Below are 24,681 nucleotides of genomic sequence, written 5' to 3'. Positions count from 1 at the left end.
CTAATTAATTTTAACAGTCACATTTGCTTTTGAAACAATCTGATGACCATGATAAATATCGTAATCAATAATAGCTGATCGTCTAGTATGGTGGATAATACGTGCCTGAATGCGCAATATATCATCAATCTGAACAGCCTGCAAAAAGTAGATTAGCATCTGCTCGATAATGAGATTGCGACCACTATTAAGAACTAAATCTTGAGTCATATGGGTCAAGATTTCTGCCAATACACCATTTAGCCAAAACACCGTTCTTCTCAAGCATAAAGGGTTCCACTGTAATGACGACTTCATCATGGTGATATGAAAGTTTTTGACCAATCTGCTCAGAAAAAGTTGGTAGAGCCGAAACTTGAGAACGACTCATTTTCTCCATGACATCTCGTCTGGTTACAACCCCAAGCAAGGTTTGATTACTTCTAACAACCGGTACCATTTCAAAGTCTTCAGCAATCATTCGTTGACTCACATTAGCAATATTTGTCGATAATCCAACTAAAAATAGACTGCGAGACATGACCTTATCAATTGTTGTGCTTGGTGACTTATCACCAGCGTCTCTCATGGTTACAACACCTACAACAACTTGATGTTGATTAATAACAGGGAAACGGCTACTACGATTCTTGCGTACCAAGTCCAAATAATCTTTGACTGTGTCAGTCTCTCTTAGAAAACCATATTCATGACTCGGACGGTAAAGCTTCTCAACTGTCAAAATATCTGTTTTGATTTGAACATTTGACAAGGCTTTATTGATCATGGTTGCAACAGTGAAAGTGTCATGTTTGCTTCTTAAAACTGGAATTCCTTTGTGATTGGCCAGTTTAATCACATCATCATGGACCTGAAATCCACCTGTAACCAGGACGGCATTTTCATTTTCAAGCGCTAGTAATTGGATACGGGTACGGTCTCCGACAATCAGAAGTCCCCCATCATGAAGGTAAGACAAAATATTTTGCTCAGTCATGGCACCGATTGAGAACTTACTAAATTCTCTCTCTAAACCTTCTTGACCAGCCAAAACCTCAGAAGAAGTCACTTCAGCAATTTCAGCAAAAGTTAATCTCTCTATAGCAACTTTCTGAGATTTAACACGAATAGTACCACTTCTTGGGCGAGTCTCTACAATACCACGGTTTTCAGCTTCTTTAATAGCCCGATAAGCCGTTCCATCACTGACGCCTAGATGATTCGAAATACTACGAACACTAACCCTCTTTCCGACAGGTAATTCTTCCAAATAGCTTAGAATTTCTTGGTGTTTACTCATTAATCTCTCCCTTTACAAAGCGAAACTCAAGATAATCTCGCATTTTCCTTGTATAGCGATCACTTCCTTTAAACTGACGAATCAAACGAAAGCCAGACTTAAGAGCAACTTTTTGGCTAGCTTCATTTTCAAGGTGGGTAATGATGGATAATTGTTTTAAAGCAAATTCCTCAAAAGAAAGTTGGCAAAGTTTTTTAACAACTTCTGTCATAAATCCTTGTGACCAAGCATCTTTTCTCAAAAAATAACCAAGTTCTGCCTCTTTTTTAATTTCATCTAGCTTCTCAAATTTAATTGAACCAATCATTTTTTCAGTTTTCTTGTCACAAATAGCCCATACACCTAAAGGAGCCTTCATAAAATAATTGGCCAATGCATATTGACTCTCTTCCGGACTAGCTTGACTTGGAAAAATGAATTGCAAATTTTCTGGATTTGAAGCTATCTCATGGAAATCCTGACTATCACTAAAAAAGAAAGGACGCAAATACAAGCGATCCGTTTCAAAAAAAGAAAACATTGCTAATTTGGTCCAAACATTCATAAACACCTCTACGGTTTATTCTTCAACAAGTGTAATATCCGCTCCTAGATTACGTAATTTTTCAATAATATCTGAATAACCACGTAAAATGAACTCAATATTTGTAATTTCAGTTTTACCTTCAGCCATCAAACCAGCAATGACAAGTGCAGCCCCAGCCCTAAGGTCAGTAGCTTTTACATTTGCTCCACGTAAACTACGTCCACCGGCATATAAAATATGGTCGTTTGTAGTCGTAATATCCGCGTCCATCTTTGCTAGTTCAAAAACATGATTTACACGCTTTTCATAAATGGTATCAATAATGGTACCACGCCCTTCTGCTGTTAACAAGAGAGGAGTAATTGGTTGTTGCAAGTCAGTAGCAAAACCAGGATAAGGAGCTGTCTTAATATTGATTGCTTTCAAATTAGACTGTTCCTCGACAAAAATGCTGTCTTCAGATACAGTCATTCGAACTCCCATTTCTTCCAACTTGGCAATGAAACCTTCTAAGTGTTCGTATAGTACATTATTGATACGAATTCCTTTACCGACTGCAGCAGCTAAGGAAATATATGTTCCCGCTTCAATACGGTCTGGAATCACCTGATGACGGGTTCCATGTAATCTTTCAACACCATCAATAATGATGATATTGGTTCCTGCACCACGGATATGAGCTCCCATATTATTCAAGAGAGTTGCAACATCAATAATCTCAGGCTCACGAGCTGCATTTTCAATAATAGTACGGCCATCTGCTTTAACCGCAGCAATCATCGTGTTAATCGTCGCACCTACACTAACTGTGTCCATGTAAATACTTGCGCCATGGAGTCCTGAATCTTTAGCAGATAACTTCATGTTATCTCCCTCGTAGCTAACAGTGGAACCCATAGCTTCAAAAGCCTTAAGGTGTAGGTCAATCGGACGAGGTCCAAGATCACATCCTCCAGGTAAGCCAACAGTGGCTTCACCAAAGCGACCTAAAAGACTTCCATAAAAATAATAAGATGCACGAAGACTGTTGATTTTTCCATAAGGCATTGGAATATTTTGAACACCTCTTGGATCAACCTCTAACACATCGTCATAACGTTTAACGGTAGCCCCCATTAACTCCATGATTTCGACAAGACTAGCAACATCGGAAATATCTGGTACACAATCTAAAGTTACAACATCATCTGCTAAGATAATTGCCGGAATTAAAGCTACTACACTATTTTTTGCGCCACTAATGGTAATCTCACCTTGCAGAGGCAAGCCACCATTGATAACAATTTTTCTCATTTTAAATTTTTAATACTCTTTCAAAATTTCTAAAAAGGTCCTACATTAAAGTATATCATAAATTCACCTTTCTTTCCATCATTTTCAATTATATTAGCTGAGTCGTATTTGTATTAACTGATATTTTTAAAAAGTTTTGCCCCTTTTTTGCCCCCTAAATACAAAAATAGCCCTTCGGAGAAAATCCGAGGGGCTAGAAACGTTGTTAAATCAACGGCCGAACTTTTTAATTTCAAGGTTCGGGATAAAATAGTTCACTGAACTATTTTATTTTTTAAGGTTGTAGAATGATTTCAATCCACGGTATTCAGCTACTTCACCAAGTTGGTCTTCGATGCGAAGCAATTGGTTGTATTTAGCGATACGGTCTGTACGTGAAAGTGAACCAGTCTTGATTTGTCCTGCGTTAGTTGCAACTGCGATGTCAGCGATTGTTGAATCTTCAGTTTCACCTGAACGATGTGATACAACGGCAGTGTAACCAGCTTCTTTAGCCATTTCGATAGCTTCAAAAGTTTCAGTAAGAGTACCGATTTGGTTAACTTTGATAAGGATTGAGTTAGCAGCACCTTCTTCGATACCACGTGCAAGGTAGTCAGTGTTTGTTACGAAGAAGTCATCACCAACAAGTTGTACTTTCTTACCAAGACGTTCAGTAAGAGCTTTCCATCCATCCCAGTCGTTTTCGTCCATACCGTCTTCAATAGTGATGATTGGGTATTTGTTAACCAATTCTTCAAGGTAGTCGATTTGTTCTGCAGATGTACGAATAGCAGCGCCTTGACCTTCAAATTTAGTGTAGTCGTAAACTTTACGTTCTTTATCGTAGAATTCTGATGAAGCACAGTCAAATCCGATAAATACGTCTTTACCTGGAACGTAACCAGCAGCTTCGATCGCAGCAAGGATAGTTTCAACACCGTCTTCAGTTCCTTCGAAACGAGGAGCAAATCCACCTTCGTCACCTACAGCTGTTTCAAGACCACGGCCTTTAAGGATTTTCTTAAGTGCGTGGAAGATTTCAGCACCCCAACGAAGAGCTTCTTTGAATGTTGGTGCACCAGCAGGTACGATCATGAATTCTTGGAAAGCGATTGGAGCGTCAGAGTGAGAACCACCGTTGATGATGTTCATCATTGGAGTTGGAAGAACTTTAGTGTTGAATCCACCAAGGTAGCTGTAAAGTGGGATTTCAAGGTAGTCAGCAGCAGCACGAGCTACAGCGATAGACACACCAAGGATTGCGTTCGCACCCAATTTACCTTTGTTAGGAGTACCGTCAAGTGCGATCATAGCACGGTCGATAGCTTGTTGATCACGTACATCGTAGCCGATGATTGCTTCAGCAATGATGTTGTTTACGTTGTCAACAGCTTTTTGTGTACCAAGACCACCGTAACGAGATTTATCACCGTCGCGAAGTTCAACTGCTTCGTGTTCACCAGTAGAAGCTCCTGATGGAACCATACCACGTCCGAAAGCACCTGATTCAGTGTAAACTTCTACTTCAAGTGTTGGGTTACCGCGTGAGTCTAGGACTTCGCGAGCGTAAACATCAGTAATAATTGACATTTTTTACTCTCCTTTGAGTTAAATTATTTTACACCTCTATGATACATCAAAAACCCTTCTTTTTCAAGAAAAAACGTTATCTTTGTGCAAATTTTCCTTAACTTTATAAAGTAATCGCTTTCTTTTGCCTGTTTTATTCTAACTTTTATGATATACTGTTTTTATGACAGATTTATCAAAACAATTACTTGAAAAAGCTCATGGTGGGCCAAAATTAAATCCGGATGAGCAAAGACGCTATCTTGGTACCTTTGAGGAAAGAGTTCTTGGATATGCAGATATCGACACAGCAAATAGCCCTCAACTAGAAAAAGGATTTTTATCTATTTTAGAAAACCTTCAGGAAAAAACAGAGCCACTATTTGTAAAGATTTCACCAACTATCGAATTCGATAAGCAAGTTTTCTACTTAAAAGAAGCTAAAGAAACTGATAGTCAAGCTACCATTGTATCTGAAGAGCATACTTCTTCTCCTTTTGGCCTGATTATCCACACCAATGCACCAGTACAAGTAGAAGAAAAGGACCTTCGACTTGCTTTTGCAAAACTTTGGGAAGGGAAAAAGGAAGAACCAGCCAAAACATCCTTGTGGAAGAAATGGTTTGGCTAAAACTTGCGCATATTTAATAAACGTCCAATATTGGAGGCCGTGTGCTCCAAATAAAGACTGGCATTTTTTAAACTATCTTCTAAAGACTCACTTTTTTCTAAAATAGAAAAAACAGCTTGGATATTTTCAAATGGTAAGGGAGGTAAATCTTCAGCAAGACTACCACAGATAGCAATGACAGGAACTCCGACAGGGGTTCTTTTTGCAACACCAATAGGCGCTTTACCTGCTAAACTTTGACGATCTAGCCTTCCTTCTCCAACAATAACTAAGTCAGCATGTAAAACTTTCTTATCAAAGTTGATTAGGTCCAAGCAGGTATCTATTCCAGACACAATATCGGCCGAAGCAAAGGTACACAAACCACCAGCAAGGCCTCCACCAGCTCCTGCTCCTTTAATTTTCAATGTTGCAGGTGAGACTTTTTCATAAAAGTCTTGGATTGCTTGATCGACATCTGCAAACATAGACGGATCTAGGCCTTTTTGTTTGCCAAAAATATAAGTCGAACCTTGAGGACCGCATAAAGGACTATCGACATCTGCTAAAATATTAATGTGAACACCTTCAGGAATTTTATAGCGGTTTTCTATTGATACAGAAGCTAAATTTAGCAAGGACTGACCGCAAGCGGGCAAGACATTTCCATCCCTATCATAAAATTGATAACCTAAACCAGCAGCAATCCCAATACCTCCATCATTACTAGCCGTACCACCAACGCCAATATGGATTTCTCTAATCTCTTGGCTAATGAGATGACGAATCAATTCTCCAATACCACAAGTTTGGATTTTCAGTGGTTTTCGTTTTTCTAGCGGAATTTTTCCAAGGCCAACCAAATCAGCAACTTCAAATAGTGCCAGTTCTCCTTTTTGAAAATAGCGCATGGCTTCTTTTTGGCCAAAAGGCCCTGTCACTTGAATCCATTTTTCTTCAAGGTCAAGAGAATGTCGGATAGCATCTACAGTGCCTTCTCCACCATCACCAACAGGACAGAGGAGACAGTCTACATCTGCTTTCGATTGTTGGAAGCCTCTCTTAATAGCTTCAGATACCTCTTCTGCGGTCAAGCTTTCTTTAAACGAATCTGGCGCAATTACAATCTTCATATTTTCCCTCATTCTAAACAGGCAATCAAAGAAAGAACTTCAAAAAAATCCCTCTTGTCAACATGATGTGGTATTTCTTTTTTCAGCACTTCTTTAGCACAAAAAGCAATTCCTAGTCCTGCTGATTTCAACATTAATAGATCATTGGCCCCATCACCGATTGCAAGTATTCTTTCTTTAGGGAGTTTGAGTTCATTTCTCCATTTTTCTAGAGTTGCTTGTTTGATTTCAGGGCTTATAATTGCTCCAACTAATTTCCCTGTTAGAAAGCCATCTTTGACTTCAAGTTGGTTGGCAGAAAAATAGGCAATGCCAAGAGATTTTGCTAATCTTTTAACTATTGGCGTAAAACCACCGGACACCAGACCAACTAGGATGCCATTCTTTTGGAGAATAGAGATAAATTTCTGTGCATTTGGCGTTAGATGAATAGACTTAAAAACTTTATCAAAGACCGAAACAGGAAGACCTTCCAACAAGGACACTCTTTTTCTTAAACTACTTTCAAAGTCTAACTCTCCTCGCATTGCCCGACTTGTAATCTGCGAAATTTCCTCCTCATGACCTACTTCTCTTCCCAACAAATCAATCACTTCTTCTAGGATTAAGGTCCCATCGACATCCATAACACACAAGCCTTTTACTTGAGACATGAGTTCTCCTCTCTAAACAGCCCAAAAATCGTATGAAGTCATCATACGATTTTATCTATTAATTAACCAAACTATGGTACAAGTCAAGGTATGACTTGCAGGCTGTATCCCATGAGAAATCACACTCCATAGCTTGTTTTTGTAAGTTTTTCCAAACATCAGGATGGTTTCTATACAAGTCCAAAGCTGTTTGGAAAGTCCAATTTAACCAGTAAGGAGATAGGTTGTCAAAGCTAAAACCAGTACCGCTTCCTTCGATTGGATTGAAAGCGCGAACGGTATCTCGCAAGCCACCAACTTCATGGACCAATGGCAAGGTTCCGTAACGCATAGCCATCATTTGAGACAAGCCACACGGTTCAAAACGACTTGGCATGAGGAAGAGGTCACAAGCAGCATAGATTTCTTGAGCTAGTTTGACATCAAAAGTGATATTTGCTGATAGCTTGTCTGGATAGATTTGAGCAAACCATGAGAAAGCTCCTTCAAAGGCTGGATCACCAGTTCCCAAAAGAACAATCTGAACATCTTCTTGCAAGATATGGTGCAGACTTTCGACCACCACATCAAAACCTTTTTGACGTGTCAAACGAGAAACAATTCCCACCAGAGGAACATCAGCTCTAACGGGCAAGCCAACTCTCTCTTGTAATTTTGACTTGTTTTGGGCTTTGCCAGACAAATCTTCCTGATTAAAATGATAGTCTAGAAGAGCATCCGTCTGAGGATTATAAAGGTCAGCATCAATCCCATTCACGATACCAGAAACTTTACCAGACTCCATTCGAAGAATCTGATCTAAGTTACATCCGAACTGACTAGTCATAATTTCATGAGCATAGCTAGGCGAAACAGTTGAAACACGGTCTGCGTAAAGAATTCCAGCCTTCATCCAATTCAGACAGTTGTTCCAGCGAAGGGTTCCATCAGCGTAACGTTCAAAACCAACTCCAAACAAATCACCCAACATTCCTTCTGAGAATTGTCCTTGAAATTCCAAATTATGAATGGTTAAAACAGTTTTAATTTCCTCATAGGCTTGAATCCAACGATATTTCTCCTTTAACAAGAAAGGAATCATTGCAGTATGATAGTCATGAACATGAAGAAGGTCAGGGATAAAGTCAATTCTTTCCATAGCCTCAATGGCAGCAAGTTGGAAGAAGGCAAAGCGTTCTCCGTCATCAAAATCACCGTAAACATGCCCACGGAAGAAATAATATTGATTGTCAATAAAGTAGAAGGTTACACCGTTTAATACTGTTTTCTTAATTCCACAATACTGTCTGCGCCAACCAACACTCACCTCAAAATGAAGAACATCTTCAATCTGATTTCCAAATTTAGCCTCTACCATGTCATAGTAGGGTAAAATTACTGCAACTTCGTGCCCCGCTTTTACTAGTGATTTAGGAAGAGCGCCAATGACGTCTCCTAAACCACCTGTTTTTGAAAAGGGTGCACCCTCAGCTGCTACAAATAAAATTTTCATGAATGAATATCCTCTGTTACTTTAGCACCTTTCTTAACGACGACTGGATGTTCTGCAGTTCCACGGATCACAACTCCATCCGCAACTTCAACACCCTTGTCCAAGATCGCATATTCTACCTGAGCACCTTCTCCAATAGCAACACGAGGGAACAAGATGCTATCTTTAACCAAGCTATCCTTATGGACATGAATATTACGAGATAGAACAGAATTAGCCACTTGACCTTCAATGATACTACCAGAAGCAAACTGAGATGTACTTACCTTAGATGTATTGGCATAGTAAGTTGGCTCTTCGTTTTTGACCTTTGTATAAATCTTTTGATTTGGTGAGAAGAGAGAGTAGAATTTTTGTGATTCAAGCATATCGATATTTGCTTGATAATACGACTCTACAGAATGAATGTTGGCTAGGTATCCTGTGTACTCGTAGGCAAAAGCCCCTTCTTTTGCAGCCAAATCTCGTAAAACATAGCGCAATTTCTCTGGATGTTCTTTCTTAGCTTCTTCTTCTAAGCGTTCAATCAACCATGGCGTATCAACAACAAAGATATCTGTGGACATATTGTAAACTTCATCTGTAGATTTGCTATCAAAGAGTTGATGAGAACGGACATGGTCTGTTTCATCCACTTCTAAGATTGCATTGACTTCTGAAATATATTTTTTAGGTAGTTTTTTATAAACGACAGTGATGTGACCTTTAGTTGCGTTATGTAGGTGGAATACTTGGTTCAAATCAATATTAATCAAAACATCACAGTTAAGTGAAATTGTTTGGTTTGAGCCAGAACGTTTCAAATATGTAAGAAGCTGTTGGTAGTATTCTTTTCCAACTGTACTACTTTCCACACGGGTATTGTAAATACCTAGATAGTAGTGGCTAAGAAGAGTTGACAATCCCCACTCACGTCCAGAACGGATATGGTCAAAGACTGAACTGATATTGTCTTGTTGGAAAATACCAAAGATACTACGGACACCTGCATTAGCCAGACTTGAAAGTGGGAAGTCAATCAAGCGATATTTGCCACCAAATGGCAAACTAGCTACTGGACGGTGGTCTGTCAGTGTTGACATATCATGAAAACCAACTGTGTTTCCTAAAATGGCAGAATATTTATCAATCTTCATCTGTTGCTACCCCCACTACTTCATCATATCCTACAACTTGTACTTCTTCTGTTCCATCAATTTCGACACCATCTGCAATAATAGCACCTTCTCCGATAATGGCACGTTTAATTTTAGCTCCGTGTCCAATAATAGCACCACTCATGATAACTGAATCAACAACTTCTGCCCCTTCACGAACTTGCGCACCTGTTGAAAGGATCGAATGTTTGACAGTTCCATCAACAAAACATCCGTCTACAACTAATGAGTCTTCCACATCAGCATTTGCCCCAAGGAAGTTTGGTGGTGAAATTAAGTTTCTTGAGTAAATCTTCCATTGACGGTTACGGCTATCCAAGGCATTTTCTGGTGAAATATATTCCATGTTAGCTTCCCAAAGCGATTCAATAGTACCGACGTCCTTCCAATAACCTTTAAATTCGTAGGCATAAACACTCTCACCTGACTCAAGGTAATTTGGAATGACATTTTTACCGAAGTCTGACATATCGACATTGCTCTTTTCAGCAGCAACTAACATATTGCGGAGACGTTGCCAATCAAAGATATAGATTCCCATAGAAGCTTTGGTAGATTTAGGTTGAGCTGGTTTTTCTTCAAACTCTACAATACGATTGTTTACATCTGTATTCATGATCCCAAAACGACTAGCTTCTTTCAGAGGAACATCAAGAACTGCTACTGTCAAGCTGGCATTATTATCCTTGTGAGACTGGAGCATATCATCATAGTCCATTTTGTAGATATGGTCCCCAGACAGAATCAAGACATACTCAGGGTTGACACTATCGATATAGTCGATATTTTGGTAAATAGCGTGACTAGTCCCTTCGAACCAACGATTCCCTTCACTTGCAGAATAAGGTTGAAGAATAGAGACACCAGAATTGATACCGTCTAGTCCCCAGCTTGAACCATTCCCAATATGGTTGTTGAGAGCAAGTGGTTGGTACTGTGTAATGACTCCAACATTGTGAATCCCTGAGTTGGCACAGTTTGAAAGAGCAAAGTCAATGATACGGTAGCGCCCACCAAATTGCACAGCTGGTTTTGCGATGCTTTGAGTGAGTTTACCGAGACGAGTTCCTTGCCCGCCGGCAAGAATCAAAGCTAACATTTCATTCTTCATTTTCTACTCCTTTTTGGTTTTTACTTGTGACAGTTTTTGCAGATTTCAAGCGGCGTTTGATTTTCCATATACTTGCTCCCATAGCTGGTAGGGTAAAGGTTAAGGTCTGCCCATAATCTTTCCATATTCCTTCTTGCGTTTGAACAGTTTGATTGTGTTCTTTCCAGACACCACCCCACTCTTCTAACTCAGTATTCCAGACTTCTTCGTAAATCCCTGCAACAGGAAGTCCGATTGTAAAATCTTTTCGTTCAACAGGTGCCATATTAAAAACACAGACTAACATATCGCCCTTTTTACCCTTACGGATGAAGGACAGAACACTCTGGTCTCGATTATCCGCATCAATGATTTCAATACCATCATAGCTGTTATCAATTTCCCACAGACAGCGGTGATCTTTGTAAAACTGGTTTAGCTGAGAAGTGAAATACTTCATCTTAGCATTCATTGGATCTTCTAGGTTAGACCATTCCAACTGTTCTTCCGATTTCCATTCTAAAAATTGACCATATTCACTACCCATAAAGAGCAATTTTTTCCTGGGTGACAAATTTGATAGGTGTAGAGGTTTCTCAAACCAGCGAATTGATTATAACGATCACCCCACATCTTGTGCATCATACTTTTCTTGCCATGAACCACTTCATCGTGCGAGAATGGTAGGAGATAATTCTCCTTGAAGACATACATAAAGCTGAAAGTTACAAGGTTAAAGTCGTGTTTACGATAAATCGGATCTTCTTCGTAGAATCGGAGGATATCATTCATCCAGCCCATATTCCATTTGTAGTCAAATCCTAGACCATCTGAATCCTTAGTGTCAGTAATTTGAGTAGCGGATGAACTTTCCTCAGCTATCATCATAACGTCTGGATGAGCTTGTTTAATGACATCATTCAAGCGTTGAAGGAAATGATATCCCTCGTAGTTGAGATTTCCGCCATCTCTATTAGGTGTCCATGGCGCATCATCGTAGTCAAGATAGAGCATGTTGCTCACTGCATCCACGCGAATACCATCTAGATGATAAAAGTCAATCCAAAACTTAATACTAGAAATCAAGAAGGACTGGACTTCATTCTTTCCAAGGTCAAAATTGAGTGCTCCCCAACCGTAGTTATGAGCCTTATTATGGTCTTGGTACTCAAAAGTCGGAGTTCCATCATAATAGGCCAAGGCATCATCATTGATAGTAAAGTGACCAGGTACCCAGTCTACAATAACTCCAATATTGTTTAAGTGACATTCCTCAACAAAATCTTGAAACTCTTCAGGGCGACCATAGGCATGCTCAAGAGCAAAGTAACCCATAAGCTGATAGCCCCAACTCAAACTGAGAGGGTGAGACATCAAGGGCATAAACTCAATGTGAGTATAGTTCATCTCTACCAAGTAAGGAATGAGTTCATATTTCAATTGAGAAAAACTAAAAGGGCTGCCATCAGGATTTCTCTTCCATGACCCAGCATGGACTTCATAAATATTGACAGGACGCTCTTTAAAGTTCAAGCGTTTTCTACGGGCTAGCCAGAGGCCATCCTTCCATTTTTTTCTGAGATTTCTGTTAAGATAGCTCCAGTGCCAGGTCGTGCCTCATATCGAACAGCCAAAGGATCAATCTTCATCAGCTGATGACCATTTGCACGTGTAATATTGTACTTGTAAATTTGGCCTTCTTGAGCAAAACTGGTAAAAACTTCCCAAACTCCAAATTCATTCCGTTCCATTGGAATTTGATTTTCAACCCAATTGGTGAAATCTCCTACCAAGTGAACAGCCTGAGCATTGGGTGCCCACACACGAAAAGTGTAGCCATACTCACCATTTTTTTCATCCCTATGAGCCCCCAGATAGTGCTGGAGGTGAAAATTTTCACCTGTCATAAAGGTTTCCAAAGCTCTTTTCTTATCCATACACCCTCCTATTTTCTGTAAGCGTTTTCTATAGATTTATTATACTACCTTTTTAGGGAAGATTCAAGTAAATTACTGAATTTGCAAAAAATTCTTTTGAAAGTCTTCAACAAATTCACTGATGTGTTCACTTGTAAATCAAGAAATTTTCAAACAGATTACGAAAACAAAATATTTTTTTACAATATTACCATAAAGTTCGTTATTTTGCTAATAAAAATATAATTTAGAGCAAAAAATAAACCAGGAAATGAATTTCCTGATTTTATTGTTTTTATGAGATACAGTACTGCAAATGAATTTCAATTGTAAATCTTTTCTACAAAACTTTGAAGACGCTGGCACTAACACCACCAACCAAGTCTGTATCAGCTAAATGGCTATTGGTCACCAACAGTTCTAGATTTCCAGCATTTTCAAACTGGAAGTCTTGCCCTTTTGCATTAAAGACAACCAATAGATGTTCTTCTCCATGAATTTCATAGACAATCCAACCACTATGCTCGTGAGCTGAATGAACAAAGATATGATGGTAAATATCATCATAAGTAGTGTAAGAAAAAGCACTGGTTTTGGTCTTCAATCGAATCATCTGACGGATAAAGTCAATGCTGTCTTGTCGCTCATTAAGTAAGTCCCAGTTGACTTGATTCACACTGTCTGGAGCATTATAGCTATTCATAGCACGCTCTCTATCATCATGGGTCAATTCACCATTTTCACCAGTCGCAACCAGTTTGGTACGACCAAATTCTTGACCGATTTCCATAAAGGCCATCCCTTGCATGAGTAGGTTCATAGCTGTGGCTGTCTCAACCTTGCGCATGATTTGTTCTGAACTTTGGTCTGGATGTAAGGTTGCCAACAAATCGTGAAGATTGTAATTGTCATGGGCCTCTACATAGTTAAGCACTTGATTTGGATGTGTATAGGTACCTAATTCACTACTTCCTAGGATTGCTTTGGCTAGAATTGGCTCTGTCGCAGCACCACTAACAAAACCTGACTTGATAGTACCGTAAACTTCTCCACCTTTGACAGCATCACGCTGATTATCATTAAAGAAACCAATATTTGGCATCTGGTAGGCATTGTCCTTGTTAGCCTTATCATACGGCGCAAGACCTGTTCCCATATCCCATCCTTCTCCATAAAGGATAATGTTGGGGTCAATTTCATCCAAACTCTGACGAATCATCTGCATGGTCTTGACATCATGAATCCCCATCAAATCAAAACGGAAACCGTCAATATTGTATTCCTGCACCCAGTATAGTAGGGAATCAATCATATACTTGCGGAACATTTCGTGTTCGCTGGCTGTTTCATTTCCAACACCCGTTCCATTCTGGAAGGTACCGTCTAGATTCATACGATAATAGTAATCAGGGACTGTTGTTTGGAAAGGTGCATCAACAACTGAAAAGGTATGATTATAAACCACATCCATAATGACACCAATCCCTGCATCGTGATAAGCTTGAACCATGGTTTTCAAATCTCGAATGACCTGAGCTGGATCATCTGGATTTGTTGAAAGGTTCGTTTCTGGAGCATTATAGTTTTGTGGATCATAACCCCAATTGTAGGTTACATTGCCGTCCTCATCGTATTCTTTGTGACGGTCTGCAATTGGTTGCAACTGAACATAATTGTAGCCCATCTTCTTGATGTAATCTAAAGCAGTTGACTGACCGTACTGGTTAACTGTTCCAGTCTGTGCAGCACCTAAGAAAGTTCCTCGAAGATATTCATCTACACCTGAGGTTGGTGATTTTGTCAAATCACGAACATGCATTTCACAAATAACTGCCTTACATGAATTCGTCAAACGCCAAGTAGCATCGGAACCGTGCTTAACCTCAAAGTTTTCAACTTGCTTTTCTTCAAAGCTCAGAATAGCAGAACGTTTGCCATCAGGGCTGGTCGCAATTGTGTATGGGTCGCGTGTCAGTGTTTGGTGATGAGGGAATTGGACTTGATACTGATAAGCTTTCCCAGACAAATCTTCCTCAACATCCAAACTCCAGACACCAATTGTATTGTCCTTATGATTATAAGAGTAGCTATTGCCTCTCTCCATCTCAAAACTCTTCCAAATAGGAGCATCGTTAGTAGCAGATTCATAAACGACAACCTGTACTTCTGTCGCTGTTGGAGCCCAAAGGGCAAAATGGGCCTCATTCTCCTCTACACGGCAACCTAGTTCTCCTTGGTAACCCCAATGATGGTCAAAACTAGCACTGTTAATGGCTTTATCAAAGGCAAAAGGATTTTGATTCTTGTAGAAAGGGCTTGCAATAGCAGGATTTTCAGAGTAATAAATTCTGTCGTCTCCTTCCAAAATCCAGACCTCTGTTAAAAGAGGATAGTGATTAAAACGAATAGCGTATTCTTTACTGGTTTGGCCTGTGTGAACCACAAAATTCAAACTTTCCAAGGCATGAGAACTTGGGTGTTCAAAGCTAAATAAGGCGCCAAAATAATCTTCTTTATAAGTCAGAAAATCAATTCGCTGGTCCTGACTTTTTACAAAAGAGCAAGTATCGTATTCTCCATTCTTACGATGGTAATGAACGCGCATGGGATAGTTATACATTTTTTTCCTTCTTACTTCTTAATTTGTTTCTATTTCACTAATAATTTTTGTCAATCTCGTCTCAATTAACAAACATAGTCATATTATCTAAACTCTATTTTTAAACGATGATTACAAACCTGCTAACCAAGCTTCATCTCGAACCTCGATACCAAGTTCTTGTGCTTTTTGAAGTTTACTTCCAGCATCTGCACCTGCAACGACGAGGTCGGTCTTTTTAGAAACACTGCCTGTCACTTTGGCACCCAGACTTTCGAGTTTACTTTTAGCTTCTGAGCGTTTGAGCCGTTCCAATTTTCCGGTCAATACAACGGTCAAACCAGACAAGGCTGCATCTGCTACTACAGTCTGACCTTTATAGTCCAGATTGACTCCAGCTTCTTTCAATTCTCTGAGGAGAATTTCAGAGCCTTCTGTAGCAAAATAAGTCTGAAGACTCTTAGCAATCACACCACCCAGACTTTCAATACTAGCCACTTCCTCTGGATCTGCCTGAGCCAGATTTTCAATCGAGTGGAAATGTTGGAGTAAGAGCTGACTGGCTTTGCTTCCGACATGGCGAATGCCCAAACCAAACAAGAGCTTCTCGGCAGAATTTTCCTTAGATGCTTGGATGGCTTGATAGAGTTTAGAAGCAGACTTTTCCTTAACACCTTCTAAAAGAAGGAAATCTTCTTCTTTCAAACGGTAAATATCTGCCACATCCTTGACTAGATCTGCAGCAAAGAGTTTCTCAACAATAGATGGCCCAAGACCTGTGATATTCATGGCATCTCGAGAAGCAAAGTGAATCAAACCTTCCATGATTTGGGCAGGACAACGCGGATTGATACAACGCAGAGCCACTTCATCTTCAAAGTGCAACAAGTCGGAACCACAACTTGGACAGTTTGTCGGGATATCTAGTTTTTCATCAGAAACCCGTTTGGACTCTACTACACGTAAAACGGCAGGGATGATGTCCCCAGCCTTATAGACGATAACCGTGTCGTCTTTGCGGATATCTTTTTCAGCAATATAATCCACATTGTGCAGGGTCGCACGGCTAACGGTTGTCCCAGCTAGCTGAACAGGGGTTAGATTTGCTGTTGGCGTTACAACTCCAGTACGGCCAACAGTCCAATCAACTGATAAGAGTTGGGCTTCTTTTTCTTCAGCTGGGAACTTGTAAGCCACTGCCCACTTTGGTGCCTTAACGGTAAAACCAAGTGCTTCTTGGCTTTCTAGGTCATTGACCTTGATTACAACTCCATCAATATCGTAAGACAGATTTTCCCGTTCCTGTCCTACTTCTTGGATAAAATTCCAGATTTCATCTATATTTTCAGCCAGAATTCGCTTAGGATTGACCACAAAACCTAGTTGTTCTAGGTGCTTCAAAACCTTTTCTTGACTATCACGAGTTGAAGGGCTAGCTTCTTGATAGAGAAACGTTGCAAGATTGCGCTTGGCAACTACTGCTGTATCCAACTGTCGCAGGGTGCCTGCCGCCGCATTACGAGGATTGGCAAATTCAGGCTCTCCATTTTCTTGGCGAGCTTGGTTAATCTGGTCAAAAGAAGCGCGTGGCATATAACATTCCCCACGAACCGTGATATCTAGTTCTTCTGGCAAGGTCAAAGGAATGTCCTTAACACGCTTGAGGTTTTCTGTGATATTTTCACCAATAGAACCATCTCCACGTGTTGCCCCAGCAACTAAAGTCCCCTTTTCATACGTCAGCGAGATAGACAAGCCATCGATTTTCAGCTCACAAATATAGGTTGGATGAGCTACTTCCTTACGAACACGCGCGTCAAAAGCTTCAAGCTCCTCACGTGAAAAAGCATCCTGCAAACTATAAAGAGGATACTGATGACTGTATTTTTCAAAACCATCTAAAACCTTGCCACCGACACGATGGGTCGGACTGTCTGCTAGTACTTGATCTGGGTAGGCAGTTTCTAGCTCAACCAACTCTCGGTAAAGGCGATCGTACTCACTGTCTGAAACCGAGGGTTTATCGCTGGTATAGTACTCAGTCGCATAGCGATTGAGTAAGGCGACCAACTCATTCATTCTTTTATTCATAAAACCATTTTACCATAAACTAAGCCCTCCTCACAAACGAGAAGGGCTGAAAAAACACTTTGCTTGGAATTATTTTTGAAGTCCAAGCAGACTTATGTCTCTTTTTCAAAATGAGTTCGAACATAGCCTAGAGCTAAGAAAGATAAAACAACAACTCCAAGTCCTATAATCAAGAAAGAATAAAGATGAACACTTGGTAGAAAGGTCATCAAACCTTTCGCAATCGGCATAAAAAGAATCGCCAGTGTAAAAATAGTGCTCAACACCCTTCCCAGATAGTCTCCATCAACCTTGGTTTGTACCTGTGTAAAGAAGTGAATATTAAAAATTGTCATAAATAATTCACAAACTAGGTTTCCTGAAAAAGTAAGAAAATTAGGCAGTGGTAAGCCCATCATGAAAACTCCTACTCCTGTGAGGATCAATAAGAACAAGAGTGTATTCATACTCGATTTAAATTTATTTGCAATCAATGCTCCTATGATTGAGCCAATTGCACCCATGGTTAAGATAGTCGCATAAGCTCCGTCTACCCCATAGAGTTTATTTGAAAAAGGGAGCAGAAATTCAAAAGCCGCAAAAAAGAAATTCACACTGGAAGCCACTAACAAGAGAAAGAAAATCTCCTTTTGATGCCTGATATAGTGCAAGCCATCTTTGATATCCGCAAAAATATCTTTCCCGGTGAAACTCTTCTGCTCTTGAACCTTTGGTTCTTCTTTTGGAAGTAAAGCAACTAGTGCAAAAGCAATGAAAAAAGACAGAGCATCTAGTAAGAGTGTCATATGAAGACTTACAAATTGCAAAACCAGAAAAGAAAGCACAGGAGAGCTAACACCTGCAACCTGCAAAACCAGCTCTAAGCGAGAATTATAGATCACAATCTCATCTTTCTCCACCACTTCAGTTATGATAGCTTTATTGGCTGTACGAGAAAAGGCAAAGGCAATCGCTTGCACAATATTAGCAAAGATCAAAGCGCCAATCATCCAGCTGTCGTTCCTTATAAAAGAAATGGCCAGACAAAGAATCCCACAAACAAGGTCTGTCGTCATTAAAATCTTACGACGAGAAAAACGGTCTGAAATAACTCCGCCAAAGGGATTTACGAGAATAGATGTGACGAGTTCAGAAATCTGATACATTCCTAAAACAGTCTGTCCAATAGTTCCCATGGAAGCTAGCCAGACACTATTTCCATAATCATAGAGCATATTCCCTATCTTGTTAACAGCTCCACGGCTAATCAACTGTACGGCATAGCGATTCATATAAAAACTCCTCTCAAATTTTGAAACTATTGTATCAAAACCGAAAGGAGCTTTTTCATTTTTCCCTTATTTGGGAAAATTAATCTTTGACAAATTTTTCGTAGTGTTCCTGATAATAGGCTACTTGCTCTGGAAGACCTAGCACGTCAAAAATATGCATGGCTTCTTGCATTTGCTTACAACCTACTTTACACTGTCCCTTTTGATACAAGGCAAAGCCTTTTAAATAATGGAAAACATTACGCTCATAAAGCTTAATACCTTTACCAATAATCTTCTCTGTATAAGCTTCAAAATAGCTTGCATTGTCAAAAGAAAGATGCTCTAAACAATGCTGGTAACAATTGAGGGCCAAAATCAACACTAATCTCTTATGGCGACCAATCTCTAGGTAAAATTCCTCCCTCTCCATCACTTCTCTACCAATCCGAGTGACATAGTCCACATCGTAGAAACTATAGAGGTTCCCGAAAAGAATCAACTCATACATGGTCCATTCTTCTGTTTTGAAGAGATAATCTGCTACCTTATCCAAATCATCCTGCTTCATATCATAACTCGAATCTCTTTGACAAATCAAACCTTGTAGCAAAATCCAGTTCAGCTCAAAATAGAGAGAATTTGTCGAACTCTTAGCCTTTTCAAGTTGTTCACTTTGAAGCTTTTGAAAACCTGCAATATCATTTGAGTAGTAAAGGGGTACAATTTGTCCCATCATGGCAACATGTTCATGATTGTGAAAATTTCTTGCCTTGTCCATGAAATTTTCGATTGTTACATAAATGTTATCCAAAATCTCAAAGAAACGTGAGACTGCTAGGTCAGACTCCCCAAGTTCAAAGCGAGATAACTGAGAGGTAGAGCAGGACTCGCCTGCTGCTTCCTTTAAAGAATAATTTCCACTTGTTCGAAATTCACGAAATACTTTTCCAAGATGTTCCATCTTTACACCTGCTCTGATAATTCTTCCCACTCAAGCATAGCTTCTTCCTGACGGTGGCTGATTTTGTCCAACTCAGCCTGCAATTCCATCAGTTTGTCGGCATCGTTTGTTTCCAACATTTGTTCAGAAATGGCTTGACTTTGACTTTCTAACTCTTCAATTTCAGCTTCTAGACTTTCAATTTGTCGCATGAGTTTGCGAACTTCTTTTTGACTTTCTTTCTGAGCTTGATAGTCATTAACTGGAGAAGTTTCTTTTTCTTGGCTAACAGCTGCTGCTTCTTCCGCTTGACTAGCTACTAGCTCTGCTTTTTTATCAACATAATAGTCATAATCACCTAGATAAAGGGTTGATCCATTCTCAGATAATTCCAATACATGAGTGGCTACACGGTTGATGAAGTAACGGTCGTGACTGACAAAGAGAAGAGTTCCATCAAAGTCAATCAAAGCATTTTCCAGAACTTCCTTGCTATCAATGTCCAAGTGGTTGGTCGGCTCGTCGAGGATCAAGAAGTTATTGTTTTCCATTGAAAGTTTAGCTAGGAGCAATCGAGCTTTCTCTCCTCCTGACAGCATGCCGACTGACTTCTTAACATCATCACCAGAGAAAAGGAAGGCGCCTAGGCGATTACGGATTTCCAGTTCAGGAGTCAGCTTGAAATCATTCCAGAGTTCGTCTAAGACTGTATTACTTGGTGTCAGTTTGCTCTGAGTCTGGTCATAGTAACCAACCTCAACATTAGCGCCAAAGCGCTTCTCACCCTTGATAAAGGGAATCTGCTCCACAATAGACTTGATAAAGGTTGATTTTCCAATCCCGTTTGGTCCAACAATAGCGACAGCATTCATCTTACGAAGGTCAAGGTTGATAGGTTCTGATAAGATTTCCCCATCGTAGCCTATAGCAGCATTCTCCACTGTCAAAACAACATTACCAGATACTCTATCAGAATGGAAGGTCATATTAGCTGATTTTTTACCAGCTTCAGGCTTGTCCAAACGTTCCATTTTTTCCAGTTGTTTTCGGCGAGATTGGGCACGTTTGGTCGTTGAAGCTCGGACTAGATTGCGGTTGACAAAGTCTTCCAGAGCAGCAATTTCCTTCTGCTGCTTTTCATAGTTTTTGGCTTCAGTTGCGAGCTTTTGCTCCTTCTGCTCCACAAAACTTGAGTAGTTTCCCACATATCTATCTAAAGAATGTTTGGTTAAGTCAAGTGTTATGGTCACAACCTTATCGAGGAAATAACGGTCATGGCTGACGATAATTAAAGCACCACTATAATTTACTAGATAGTTTTCTAACCAGGCAATGGTTTCAATATCCAAGTGGTTGGTTGGCTCGTCCAAGACCAAGAGATTGGGCTTTTCAAGGAGCATTTTGGCGAGCGCCAGACGGGTATTTTGCCCACCAGAAAGCTCAGCGATTCGCATCTGCCACATAGACTCGTCAAACTTGAATCCATTTAAGATAGAGCGAATATCGGCTTCATAGGTAAATCCTCCAGCCTGACGGAAATTTTCTGATAGGCGATCATAGTCAGACATAAGTTTGTCTAATTCTGCCCCAGTTTTTTCCCCCATTTCCAACTCCATCTGTCGAAGTTGTCTTTCAGTACGACGCAAGTCATCAAAGACATGGAGCATTTCATCGTAAATAGTATTTTCAGACTCAAAGCGACTATCCTGTGCGAGATAAGATAGGGAAATATCTTTTTTCTTATTGATTTCACCAGTGGTTGGCTCCTCTTCTCCAACCAATATCTTGAGTAATGTAGACTTTCCTGCACCATTTTTCCCAACGAGGGCAATTCGGTCTCTTTCATCCACTTGTAGGTTTATATTATCAAAAAGAACCTCTCCAGCAAAAGAACGTTCAATTTTATTAGCTTGTAAAATAATCATACAAGTAGTATAGCATGTTTCCCAAAGGCATTCAAGACTTGATAAACCAGCATATGACACTACTTTTCTGAAAATTATGCTACAGTTTTACTAAAACGTTAAAAAGTGCTATAATGTGAACGGTTAAAACAATTTACAAAAAGGAGAATTTCAATGTCTTACCAAGAAAATTACCAGAAATGGGTTGATTTTGCGGAGCTTCCTGACTACCTTCGTCAAGATTTGGAAAATATGGACGAAAAAACAAAGGAAGATGCCTTCTATACAAATCTTGAATTTGGTACTGCAGGTATGCGTGGCTTGATTGGTGCTGGTACAAACCGTATTAACATCTACGTTGTTCGCCAAGCTACTGAAGGATTGGCTCGTTTGATTGAGTCAAAAGGTGGAAACGAAAAAGAACGTGGTGTCGCAATCGCCTACGATAGCCGTCACTTCTCACCTGAGTTTGCCTTTGAATCTGCGGCAGTTCTTGCTAAACACGGCATCAAATCTTATGTATTTGAAAGCCTTCGTCCAACTCCAGAACTATCATTTGCAGTTCGTCACCTCAACTGTTTCGCAGGTATCATGATTACTGCTAGCCACAACCCTGCACCATTTAACGGTTACAAGGTTTACGGTGAAGACGGTGGGCAAATGCCTCCACACGACGCGGACGCTTTAACTACTTATATCCGTGCAATCGAAAACCCATTTGCGGTGGAAGTTGCTGATGTGGAAGCTGAAAAAGCTTCTGGTTTGATTGAAGTTATTGGTGAAGCCATTGATGCTGAATACCTTAAAGAAGTAAAAGATGTGAACATCAACCCTACTTTGATTGAAGAATTTGGTAAAGACATGAAGATTGTCTACACTCCACTTCACGGTACTGGGGAAATGTTGGCTCGTCGTGCCCTTGCCCAAGCAGGATTTGACTCTGTTCAAGTCGTTGAAGCGCAAGCAACTCCAGACCCTGACTTCTCAACTGTAAAATCTCCAAACCCAGAAAGCCAAGCAGCCTTTGCTCTTGCTGAAGAACTTGGTCGTCAAGTTGGTGCAGATGTTCTTGTGGCAACTGACCCAGACGCTGACCGTGTTGGTGTTGAAGTTCTTCAAAAAGATGGTAGCTACCTCAACCTTTCAGGTAACCAAATCGGTGCTATCATGGCTAAATACATCTTGGAAGCCCACAAAAACGCTGGAACTCTTCCAGAAAACGCAGCGCTCTGCAAATCTATCGTATCAACTGACTTGGTAACGAAGATTGCTGAAAGCTACGGCGCAACTATGTTCAACGTCTTGACTGGTTTCAAATTTATCGCTGAAAAAATCCAAGAATTCGAAGAAAAACACAATCACACTTACATGATGGGATTTGAAGAAAGCTTCGGTTACTTGATTAAACCATTCGTACGTGATAAAGACGCTATCCAAGCCGTTCTTGTCGTGGCTGAACTTGCTGCCTACTACCGTTCACGTGGTTTGACACTTGCAGACGGTATCGAAGAAATCTACAAAGAGTACGGCTACTACGCTGAAAAGACTATCTCTGTTACCCTTTCAGGTGTGGATGGTGCTGAACAAATCAAATCGATTATGGCTAAATTCCGTAACAATGCTCCAAAAGAATGGAACACAACAGCTATCACTGTCGTAGAAGACTTCAAAGCTCAAACAGCTACTGCTGCTGACGGTACTGTTACAAACTTGACAACTCCTCCAAGTGATGTGTTGAAATACACACTTGCTGACGGTTCATGGATTGCCGTTCGCCCTTCAGGTACAGAACCAAAAATTAAGTTCTACATTGCAGTTGTAGGTGAAACCAACGAAGAATCACAAGCTAAGATTGCTAATATCGAAGCAGAAATCAATGCTTTTGTAAAATAAAGTCCTATAAAAGATGAGACCAACCAATCTCATCTTTTTTTCGTATCAAATCTAAGCAATTTTAGAAACTTTATGGCATACTAGACTTATCAATGAAAGCGAGGTAATCTCATGAAACAATTTTTAGATAACATCAAAGACCTTGAAGTCACTACAGTTGCACGTGCGCAAGAAGCTCTTGATAAGAAAGAAACTGCAACCTTCTTTATCGGTCGTAAAACTTGCCCTTACTGCCGTAAATTTGCTGGTACCTTGGCAGGTGTCGTAGCTGAAACTAAAGCTCACATCTACTTCATTAATAGCGAAGAGCCAAGCCAACTCAATGAGTTGCAAGCATTCCGCTCACGCTATGGAATCCCAACTGTACCAGGCTTCGTTCACATTGCAGATGGACAAATCAATGTCCGTTGCGACTCTTCAATGTCAGCACAAGAAATCAAGGATTTCGCTGGATTGTAAAAGATATAAAAAGAAGGCCCTCGCCTTCTTTTTTATATATCTGTCAATGGTGTTGCGGTATCAGGTGAGGTATCGTAAATCTTAAAGTCTACTCCGACTCCCAGATCAGCCTGAGCTAACTGATTGACCATAGTCATATGAGCCAACTCCTTGATATTGTTCTCCTTAGATAAATGCCCAAGGTAAATTTTTTTAGTGCGGTTTCCTAAGGTACGAATCATGGCTTCAGCACCGTCTTCGTTTGAAAGGTGACCAAGATCCGATAGGATTCGTTGTTTGAGTCGCCAAGCGTAAGAACCTGCTCGTAAAATCTCTACATCATGATTGGACTCGATAAGATAGCCATCTGCATTCTCGACAATTCCTGCCATACGGTCACTAACATAACCTGTATCAGTCAGCATAACAAAACTCTTATCATCCTTCATAAAGCGAAAAAACTGCGGTGCGATCGCATCATGACTAACACCAAAACTCTCGATGTCGATATCTCCAAAGGTTTTGGTTTCACCCATTTCAAAGATATGCTTTTGCGAAGAATCCACCTTGCCAAGATACTTGCTATTTTCCATAGCCTGCCAGGTCTTTTCATTGGCATACAAATCCATACCATATTTGCGAGCTAAAACACCTACTCCATGAATATGGTCAGAATGCTCATGCGTAATCAAGATGGCATCCAACTCTTCTGGCTTGCGATTTATTTCAGCAAGTAGGCTGGTAATTTTCTTACCCGACAAGCCCGCATCCACTAAAAGTTTCTTTTTTGGGGTTTCCAAATAAAAGGAATTTCCACTGGAACCCGACGCTAAAATACTGTATTTAAAACCTGTTTCACACAT

Annotated in this window: 17 protein-coding genes and 2 pseudogenes; 3 read left to right on the top strand and 16 right to left on the bottom strand. The window is 40.1% G+C overall.

Translation table 11 applies throughout. The features are described from left to right. The 4 genes and pseudogenes from spxR to eno all read right to left on the bottom strand — a co-directional run bounded on the left by spxR (position 1) and on the right by eno (position 4,670). Positions 1 to 1,279 (bottom strand): annotated as a pseudogene (gene spxR / locus D2908_RS05160) (CBS-HotDog domain-containing transcription factor SpxR). Next, on the bottom strand, positions 1,272 to 1,823 hold the full coding sequence (locus D2908_RS05155; protein WP_117305392.1) for a GNAT family N-acetyltransferase: 552 nt from the start codon (positions 1,821 to 1,823) through the stop codon (positions 1,272 to 1,274). Before D2908_RS05155 ends, spxR begins: the two are co-directional and overlap by 8 nt. 15 nt (positions 1,824 to 1,838) lie before the next feature. Beyond that, on the bottom strand, positions 1,839 to 3,098 hold the full coding sequence (locus D2908_RS05150; RefSeq protein ID WP_117305390.1) for a UDP-N-acetylglucosamine 1-carboxyvinyltransferase: 1,260 nt from the start codon (positions 3,096 to 3,098) through the stop codon (positions 1,839 to 1,841). A 267-nt stretch (positions 3,099 to 3,365) separates the two neighbouring features. Continuing rightward, positions 3,366 to 4,670 (bottom strand): surface-displayed alpha-enolase, encoded by a 1,305-nt coding sequence (gene eno, locus D2908_RS05145; RefSeq protein ID WP_117305388.1) that lies wholly within the window; start codon positions 4,668 to 4,670, stop codon positions 3,366 to 3,368. A gap of 163 nt (positions 4,671 to 4,833) precedes the next feature. On the opposite strand from eno, the gene D2908_RS05140 reads away from it, so the two are divergent. Beyond that, the gene (locus tag D2908_RS05140) at positions 4,834 to 5,280 is read left to right on the top strand and encodes a DUF1694 domain-containing protein (protein ID WP_117305387.1); all 447 of its coding nucleotides are present in this window, start codon (positions 4,834 to 4,836) and stop codon (positions 5,278 to 5,280) included. On the opposite strand, the gene D2908_RS05135 is transcribed toward D2908_RS05140, so the two are convergent. The 11 genes and pseudogenes from D2908_RS05135 to D2908_RS05085 form a co-directional block, all read right to left on the bottom strand. After that, the gene (locus D2908_RS05135) at positions 5,277 to 6,392 is read right to left on the bottom strand and encodes a glycerate kinase (RefSeq protein ID WP_117305385.1); all 1,116 of its coding nucleotides are present in this window, start codon (positions 6,390 to 6,392) and stop codon (positions 5,277 to 5,279) included. The two genes, D2908_RS05140 and D2908_RS05135, sit on opposite strands and share 4 nt — an antisense overlap. A gap of 8 nt (positions 6,393 to 6,400) precedes the next feature. Continuing rightward, the gene (gene serB / locus D2908_RS05130) at positions 6,401 to 7,045 is read right to left on the bottom strand and encodes a phosphoserine phosphatase SerB (RefSeq protein WP_117305384.1); all 645 of its coding nucleotides are present in this window, start codon (positions 7,043 to 7,045) and stop codon (positions 6,401 to 6,403) included. 58 nt (positions 7,046 to 7,103) lie between these two features. After that, positions 7,104 to 8,537: a glycogen synthase GlgA gene (gene glgA, locus D2908_RS05125; protein ID WP_117305382.1), complete on the bottom strand. Its 1,434-nt coding sequence runs from the start codon at positions 8,535 to 8,537 to the stop codon at positions 7,104 to 7,106. Beyond that, entirely contained in the window at positions 8,534 to 9,673 is a 1,140-nt protein-coding gene (gene glgD, locus D2908_RS05120) for a glucose-1-phosphate adenylyltransferase subunit GlgD (protein ID WP_117305380.1), read from the bottom strand. The genes glgA and glgD overlap by 4 nt, the downstream gene beginning before the upstream one ends. Then, complete coding sequence (locus tag D2908_RS05115; RefSeq protein ID WP_117305379.1) at positions 9,663 to 10,805, bottom strand: glucose-1-phosphate adenylyltransferase; 1,143 nt, start codon at positions 10,803 to 10,805, stop codon at positions 9,663 to 9,665. The genes glgD and D2908_RS05115 overlap by 11 nt, the downstream gene beginning before the upstream one ends. Continuing rightward, positions 10,795 to 12,721: pseudogene (glgB, locus tag D2908_RS05110) on the bottom strand (1,4-alpha-glucan branching protein GlgB). Before glgB ends, D2908_RS05115 begins: the two are co-directional and overlap by 11 nt. Positions 12,722 to 13,040: 319 nt before the next feature. Then, positions 13,041 to 15,320, bottom strand: coding sequence for a type I pullulanase (gene pulA / locus D2908_RS05105; protein ID WP_117305377.1), 2,280 nt, complete (start codon positions 15,318 to 15,320; stop codon positions 13,041 to 13,043). A 111-nt stretch (positions 15,321 to 15,431) separates the two neighbouring features. Further along, positions 15,432 to 17,390 carry an NAD-dependent DNA ligase LigA gene (ligA, locus tag D2908_RS05100; RefSeq protein WP_117305375.1) on the bottom strand — a complete coding sequence of 653 codons (1,959 nt, stop codon included), beginning with the start codon at positions 17,388 to 17,390 and terminating at the stop codon, positions 15,432 to 15,434. A 92-nt stretch (positions 17,391 to 17,482) separates the two neighbouring features. Next, entirely contained in the window at positions 17,483 to 18,661 is a 1,179-nt protein-coding gene (locus tag D2908_RS05095; protein ID WP_117305373.1) for an MFS transporter, read from the bottom strand. Positions 18,662 to 18,740: 79 nt separating this feature from the next. Further along, complete coding sequence (locus tag D2908_RS05090) at positions 18,741 to 19,604, bottom strand: XRE/MutR family transcriptional regulator (protein WP_117305372.1); 864 nt, start codon at positions 19,602 to 19,604, stop codon at positions 18,741 to 18,743. Between the two features lie 2 nt (positions 19,605 to 19,606). Beyond that, positions 19,607 to 21,508, bottom strand: a complete 1,902-nt coding sequence (locus D2908_RS05085; RefSeq protein ID WP_117305370.1) for an ABC-F family ATP-binding cassette domain-containing protein — start codon at positions 21,506 to 21,508, stop codon at positions 19,607 to 19,609. A gap of 153 nt (positions 21,509 to 21,661) precedes the next feature. Here D2908_RS05085 and D2908_RS05080 point away from each other — a divergent pair, with 153 nt between their 5' ends. Beyond that, positions 21,662 to 23,380, top strand: a complete 1,719-nt coding sequence (locus D2908_RS05080; protein WP_117305369.1) for a phospho-sugar mutase — start codon at positions 21,662 to 21,664, stop codon at positions 23,378 to 23,380. A 111-nt stretch (positions 23,381 to 23,491) separates the two neighbouring features. Next, a complete protein-coding gene (locus D2908_RS05075) occupies positions 23,492 to 23,839 on the top strand; it encodes a thioredoxin (protein WP_117305367.1) in 348 nt (115 codons plus the stop codon). Positions 23,840 to 23,871: 32 nt separating this feature from the next. On the opposite strand, the gene D2908_RS05070 is transcribed toward D2908_RS05075, so the two are convergent. Beyond that, on the bottom strand, positions 23,872 to 24,681 hold the full coding sequence (locus D2908_RS05070; RefSeq protein WP_117305365.1) for an MBL fold metallo-hydrolase: 810 nt from the start codon (positions 24,679 to 24,681) through the stop codon (positions 23,872 to 23,874).

The organism is Streptococcus sp. LQJ-218 (genome assembly GCF_003428885.1).
Taxonomy (GTDB): Bacteria; Bacillota; Bacilli; order Lactobacillales; family Streptococcaceae; genus Streptococcus.
This window is presented reverse-complemented; position numbering and strand designations above follow the sequence as displayed.

What these genes read in the sequence shown, in the direction of transcription:
- D2908_RS05095 (WP_117305373.1), bottom strand. Translation starts at nt 18,661, where the DNA reads ATGAATCGCTATGCCGTACAGTTGATTAGCCGTGGAGCTGTTAACAAG.
- D2908_RS05075 (WP_117305367.1), top strand. Translation starts at nt 23,492, where the DNA reads ATGAAACAATTTTTAGATAACATCAAAGACCTTGAAGTCACTACAGTT.
- D2908_RS05150 (WP_117305390.1), bottom strand. Translation starts at nt 3,098, where the DNA reads ATGAGAAAAATTGTTATCAATGGTGGCTTGCCTCTGCAAGGTGAGATT.
- eno (WP_117305388.1), bottom strand. Translation starts at nt 4,670, where the DNA reads ATGTCAATTATTACTGATGTTTACGCTCGCGAAGTCCTAGACTCACGC.
- D2908_RS05070 (WP_117305365.1), bottom strand. Translation starts at nt 24,681, where the DNA reads ATGTGTGAAACAGGTTTTAAATACAGTATTTTAGCGTCGGGTTCCAGT.
- D2908_RS05140 (WP_117305387.1), top strand. Translation starts at nt 4,834, where the DNA reads ATGACAGATTTATCAAAACAATTACTTGAAAAAGCTCATGGTGGGCCA.
- D2908_RS05155 (WP_117305392.1), bottom strand. Translation starts at nt 1,823, where the DNA reads ATGAATGTTTGGACCAAATTAGCAATGTTTTCTTTTTTTGAAACGGAT.
- ligA (WP_117305375.1), bottom strand. Translation starts at nt 17,390, where the DNA reads ATGAATAAAAGAATGAATGAGTTGGTCGCCTTACTCAATCGCTATGCG.
- D2908_RS05090 (WP_117305372.1), bottom strand. Translation starts at nt 19,604, where the DNA reads ATGGAACATCTTGGAAAAGTATTTCGTGAATTTCGAACAAGTGGAAAT.
- glgD (WP_117305380.1), bottom strand. Translation starts at nt 9,673, where the DNA reads ATGAAGATTGATAAATATTCTGCCATTTTAGGAAACACAGTTGGTTTT.
- pulA (WP_117305377.1), bottom strand. Translation starts at nt 15,320, where the DNA reads ATGTATAACTATCCCATGCGCGTTCATTACCATCGTAAGAATGGAGAA.
- glgA (WP_117305382.1), bottom strand. Translation starts at nt 8,537, where the DNA reads ATGAAAATTTTATTTGTAGCAGCTGAGGGTGCACCCTTTTCAAAAACA.
- D2908_RS05085 (WP_117305370.1), bottom strand. Translation starts at nt 21,508, where the DNA reads ATGATTATTTTACAAGCTAATAAAATTGAACGTTCTTTTGCTGGAGAG.
- serB (WP_117305384.1), bottom strand. Translation starts at nt 7,045, where the DNA reads ATGTCTCAAGTAAAAGGCTTGTGTGTTATGGATGTCGATGGGACCTTA.
- D2908_RS05080 (WP_117305369.1), top strand. Translation starts at nt 21,662, where the DNA reads ATGTCTTACCAAGAAAATTACCAGAAATGGGTTGATTTTGCGGAGCTT.
- D2908_RS05135 (WP_117305385.1), bottom strand. Translation starts at nt 6,392, where the DNA reads ATGAAGATTGTAATTGCGCCAGATTCGTTTAAAGAAAGCTTGACCGCA.
- D2908_RS05115 (WP_117305379.1), bottom strand. Translation starts at nt 10,805, where the DNA reads ATGAAGAATGAAATGTTAGCTTTGATTCTTGCCGGCGGGCAAGGAACT.